Here is a 3,137-nt window from a genome sequence, read left to right as displayed (position 1 = left end):
TGGATGAGGGAATACAATGAAGAAAGACCACACGATTCACTGGGTGATTTAACGCCATGGGAATATTTGGCTAAAAAACAGGCGAAAGACTCTAATTTAGGCTGCCACTAAAAATGGGATGGTTACAATTTCGCAAGCAGAAGCTTCCGAAATCAAGCCGATATGGATTATATAATGGCAAGATGTGCCTATAGAAAAGGGTTTTTCGGTCAGTATCATTGGAGCGGTCTTCAAGCGATAGAAAAATACATTAAGGCAATATTACTATTCAACAGAGTACCCTCTATTAAAATGGGTCACGATCTTTCAAAAGGTTTAGAGTTACTACAAAATATTTCTTTCATTAAACTTGAAAATATTACCAATGAAATAATTCAACACTTTGATACTTTTGGATGTAACCGATATTTAACTTATTCTTATGTAGAGATTGATTATTATTTAGGGAATTTTGATTTTGCAATCTGGGATATACGGAAATATTGCAAATCCCTTAACAGCAAATACTCTTCCAAAGAAGATGAACTGATAAAAGAACAGCTACTAACCATTGAGAATTCTTCGATTTACGATACTAAAAGTGTATATATTCAAGGTGGTTTTATTGAGGAAATTCTGCAAGATAAAAAACATCTGCGAGGAAAGATTTCATATGGCAAAACCCTTGTTTTTTATCAAAAAACAGAAAAACAGCTAAGCAAAATCTTTCTTTAAACTGTGTAAATTCTCCATTAACACTTCACCCAGAACATTTAGATGATTTGATAAAATATGTGAAACTTTCCAAACAAGAGATAAATAATTTCCGTCAAGGAAATCGCGAAAACACCAGTGAAAAATGAACCTTCTCAAGAAGTAAGTTCATTGTATTTATCTAAAGTCTCTTGTGTAATTTTAGCTATTTTTTCTTGGCTTAATTCAAATTTACCCGTAACCAACTCTTTTAGAATCCCATTGATTTGAATAATCAACTTATTACAGTGCTCTTCAATTTTTGATGGCTGATCGTCTTTATTTTGATTTTTATTGTTGGCCACAAGCAAACCTAATTCCACTAATTTTGAAACCGTATAAGAAACACTGGACTGTTCTTTTTTAGAAAACTTGAGTACCTGTGTATGCAAAGAATCCGGCATAGTAATCGTAATTCGAGCCATATATTATCCTGTAACTGGTAAAATCATATGATATGCAAAAGTGCATACTTTTTATTATATGATATTATGTTATCTAATAAAACCAACTTCAAATAATCTTTTATTTATAATGGGTCAAATAAATTTATATGCATATTTGCATACTTCATTAAATCCGTTATATACTAAAAATATGCAAATGTGCATACGCTAAATTGCCTATATATAGAACATTTTTCTATAGCTTTGGGGAAATGGTTATCTCAACCATAAAAATATTATAAATATCAGCAAGTTACGCAAACTAACACGTTGCGAAAGGTGTGCTTGTTTTTAGAAATTCTTATTTTGTGCATTATTCGATGAGGGTTATTCTTATAGTTGTCTTGTGGTTTTTATGCAGCGCAAATCAATTGCGCGTATGTGATTGACTCGATTGATGTTGTTCTCTAACATCCTACTTAATAAATTTAAAATGGAGTTTAAAATGATTTTTATACTTATTGTTGTAATGATTATTGTATTTTTTGCAGCAATTATTATCACCAACGCAAGGAATGCAAATAATATTATAAATTTCGATATTAACTCAAACGAAACGCAATATAATCCTGCAACAGGTTTACCAATGATTGGTGCTTTAGATAGCATGGGAAATTCTATTGGAACGAGCTCATCTGATAGAGACAATTACTGGAATAACGATTATCATCATTCAACATACAATAGCAACAGTTATGATCCATTCAACAATCGCTATTAATAATGTATTTTTTATATTAGATATTAAGGAATTATTATGGCTTTAATCAATGCAAGACAAACACCTGAAAATGAAAAAATTAAAATTTAAATAAACAAAGAAATCTATTCTGAAATTAAAGAACATTGCTCTTGGGTTGCCATTGATGATATTAGCCATTTTTTTGAAGAATCATTTTTGGTGATCTTCTCTAAAGACAAGGAGTGGAAGCAACATAGAAAAGAAAAAAACAGGCTATTGAATCAACATATAATTTTTTACAGATAAGTTGAGTTCCTAATCGATTTTAAGATCCATTCAAACAAGACCAACCATATAGCCGAACTTATTGAGTTTTAAATGCCTTTGAGTAAGGAAACAACATGCTTAAGTCTGGGAATCTAAATGTAATCATACTTTAGAAAGATTTTAATTTTTTCAAATGACACTTTCCTGTTTATATGCCATAGTTCTATGATGCCTTTAATTCATGTTCAATGGCCAGTTTTACAAATTCATTTAATTTTATCCCTCTTCCAACTGCTGCAAAGGTCGCTCTTTCATGCAATGATTCCCCCACTCTAACATTGAAAGTTCCTTTAAATGGTTTTTCAGGATTTATATTTTCTTGTTCGCACATCGCTAAATAATCATCAATCGCTTCTTCGAAAGCTTTTTTAATATCAGCAGCACTTTCACCCTCATAACTAATCAAGGCCTTTATGAATTCAACCTTTCCATAAAAAATAAGATCGTCCTCAGCAAAGTGGATTGACCCTAAATAGCCCTTGTATTTCAGCATATCTTTCATAGTAGTCCTTCCTTTTGAAGTTGTTGTATTACTTGTTTTACCATATATTTTTTTAAAATTGGTTTTGGGTGTGGTTTGTGGAGCGTTATCGGTGAATATTTATCAGAAATAAATCTCACACGAGAACCACTGGTTTTTCCGGCATTACTTTCTTTATATCCCAATGAATTTAATAAGCTTGTTAGTTCGGCCCACGTAAAGTCCGAGGGACTACTCAAAATGCGCTCTCTTAGCTTATCTTTTTTTGTCATTATTATTACCAACTATTTTTAATAATTATAAAATGGCTTGATAAATATTGCAACTATATTTAGTTGCAATATTAGTTTGTAATCCCCCCTTATAATTGTTCCAGTCAAAATTAGAGTTCTCTGGGTATAATAACTACCGAGGAGAATTTGATGAAGAAATCGAGATATAACGAAAGCCAAATAATTACGATTCTAAA

Annotated in this window: 5 protein-coding genes and 1 pseudogene; 3 read left to right on the top strand and 3 right to left on the bottom strand. The window is 31.3% G+C overall.

Translation table 11 applies throughout. The features are described from left to right. Positions 1-111 (top strand): integrase core domain-containing protein (locus ELY11_RS12215; RefSeq protein WP_148110521.1); only part of this gene is annotated, 111 nt, incomplete at its 5' end. Positions 112-156: 45 nt separating this feature from the next. Beyond that, positions 157-714 (top strand): annotated as a pseudogene (locus ELY11_RS12210) (hypothetical protein); the annotation flags it as partial. Between the two features lie 134 nt (positions 715-848). Here the strand turns inward: ELY11_RS12210 and ELY11_RS12205 are convergent. Further along, positions 849-1,157, bottom strand: a complete 309-nt coding sequence (locus ELY11_RS12205) for a hypothetical protein (protein WP_126954168.1) — start codon at positions 1,155-1,157, stop codon at positions 849-851. 466 nt (positions 1,158-1,623) lie between these two features. Between ELY11_RS12205 and ELY11_RS12200 the strand changes: the two genes are divergently transcribed. Further along, positions 1,624-1,899 (top strand): hypothetical protein, encoded by a 276-nt coding sequence (locus tag ELY11_RS12200; RefSeq protein ID WP_199739164.1) that lies wholly within the window; start codon positions 1,624-1,626, stop codon positions 1,897-1,899. A 451-nt stretch (positions 1,900-2,350) separates the two neighbouring features. Here the strand turns inward: ELY11_RS12200 and ELY11_RS12190 are convergent, their stop codons facing one another. Continuing rightward, positions 2,351-2,689, bottom strand: a complete 339-nt coding sequence (locus ELY11_RS12190; RefSeq protein WP_126954167.1) for a type II toxin-antitoxin system HicB family antitoxin — start codon at positions 2,687-2,689, stop codon at positions 2,351-2,353. Continuing rightward, a complete protein-coding gene (locus tag ELY11_RS12185) occupies positions 2,686-2,940 on the bottom strand; it encodes a type II toxin-antitoxin system HicA family toxin (protein WP_126954166.1) in 255 nt (84 codons plus the stop codon). Before ELY11_RS12185 ends, ELY11_RS12190 begins: the two co-directional genes overlap by 4 nt. Between the last annotated feature and the right edge of the window lie 197 nt (positions 2,941-3,137).

Source organism: Legionella septentrionalis, from assembly GCF_003989745.1.
GTDB classification, from domain to species: domain Bacteria; phylum Pseudomonadota; class Gammaproteobacteria; order Legionellales; family Legionellaceae; genus Legionella_A; species Legionella_A septentrionalis.
The sequence above is the reverse complement of the archived record's forward strand: the minus strand, read 5'-3'. Positions and strand labels throughout refer to the sequence as shown.

Excerpts from the sequence above, each read along its gene's own strand:
- ELY11_RS12185 (WP_126954166.1), bottom strand. The coding sequence starts at position 2,940 with ATGACAAAAAAAGATAAGCTAAGAGAGCGCATTTTGAGTAGTCCCTCG.
- ELY11_RS12200 (WP_199739164.1), top strand. The coding sequence starts at position 1,624 with ATGATTTTTATACTTATTGTTGTAATGATTATTGTATTTTTTGCAGCA.
- ELY11_RS12190 (WP_126954167.1), bottom strand. The coding sequence starts at position 2,689 with ATGAAAGATATGCTGAAATACAAGGGCTATTTAGGGTCAATCCACTTT.
- ELY11_RS12205 (WP_126954168.1), bottom strand. The coding sequence starts at position 1,157 with ATGGCTCGAATTACGATTACTATGCCGGATTCTTTGCATACACAGGTA.